General features: G+C 73.2%; 1 protein-coding gene. It reads left to right on the plus strand.

Going from position 1 to position 1,433, the window contains the following annotated elements; translation table 11 throughout:
* Positions 1-45 precede the first annotated feature (45 nt).
* The gene (locus RBS12_RS06690; protein WP_307964926.1) at positions 46-1,140 is read left to right on the plus strand and encodes an IS110 family transposase; all 1,095 of its coding nucleotides are present in this window, start codon (positions 46-48) and stop codon (positions 1,138-1,140) included.
* The last annotated feature ends 293 nt before the right edge of the window (positions 1,141-1,433 follow it).

The raw sequence follows: 1,433 nt of genomic DNA on the forward strand, positions 1-1,433 counted from the left end.
GCAGAGTCCCCTGCCCGGCCTATCCGACATGCGTGGGAGGCCCCGGTGTTCATTGAGCGTACGAGTGTTGGGCTGGATGTGCACGCCCGTTCGGTTGCCGCGGCGGCGATCGACGGCGTGACCGGCGAGCTGGTGCAGGCCAGGCTTGCCCCGTCGGAGCAGGCGATCAGGTCATGGCTGGCCTGCTTGCCAGGCCCGGTCGCCGTGGTCTATGAGGCCGGCCCGACGGGGTTCGGGCTTTGGCGGGCCTTGACCTCACGGGGGGTCAGGTGCGTGGTTGCGGCCCCGTCCCGGCTCCAGCGCCCGTCGGGGGACCGGGTGAAGACCGATGCCCGGGACGCGGTGCACCTGGCGAGGCTGCTGCGCCTGGACGAGGTCACCCCGGTGGCGGTCCCGACCGTGGAGCAGGAGTCCGCGCGTGACCTGGTGCGGGCGCGGGAGGACTGCCGCGGGGACCTGATGCGGGCCCGGCACCGGCTCTCGAAGCTGCTGCTGCGGCACGGGATCGTCTACGACGGAGGCGATGCCTGGACCGGGGCCCATGACACGTGGCTGCGCAGGGACGCGGCCCCGGCGCTGGGCTCGAGGGCGACCCGGATGGCGTTCGACTCCGACTACGAGGCCGTGCTGACGGTCAAAGCCCGCCGCGACCGGCTCGACCGCGCGATCGAGGAGCTCGCTGCGGGCAGCGAGTTCGCCCCGGCCGTACACCGCCTGGGCTGCCTGCGCGGGGTCAGCACGCTGACCGGGTTCGCCCTCGCGGTAGAGATCGGAGACTGGCACCGGTTCACCGGGGCCACCATCGGCTCCTTCGTCGGGCTGACCCCGTCCGAGCATTCCTCGGGCGCGTCCCGGGCGCAGGGGCCGATCACCAAGACCGGCAACGCCCACGTCCGCCGCCTCCTGGTCGAGGCCGCCTGGCACCACCGTGCCCGCTACGCGGTCGGGAAGACCCTTCGGGACCGGTGGGAGCTCGCCCCGGCCGCGGCACGGGCCCGCGGCGACGAGGGCAACCAGCGCCTGCACGCCCGGTGGGTGCGGTTCCTCGAGCGGCGCAAGCGCCCGACCGTGGCCAACGTCGCCGTCGCCCGCGAGCTGGCCGGCTGGTGCTGGTCCCTGGCAGTCATGGACGACGACTGACTCCCGAAGGCCGCTTCGCCACGGCGCAAGGTGCCGGCGGCAGCGCGTGGAGCCACCCGCGGCGCAACTATGAACAGACCCCCTCCTGGGGCCAACGTTCGCTCCTAGACACGCGGACCGACTCCAGCCGAACCACCGCCCTGCGGTAGCCAACCCGCGCATATCAGCCTGACCGCGCGTCGCCCAACGACACGCTCGCCGGCGCCCGCCACGCGAAGCACAGAGGCGCCGCCAGGACTCCCTCCCGGCGGCGCCTCGCCATGCCCACTTGACAGCGGACTACTCCATATCAG

The organism is Sinomonas sp. ASV322 (assembly GCF_030908245.1).
Taxonomy (GTDB): domain Bacteria; phylum Actinomycetota; class Actinomycetes; order Actinomycetales; family Micrococcaceae; genus Sinomonas.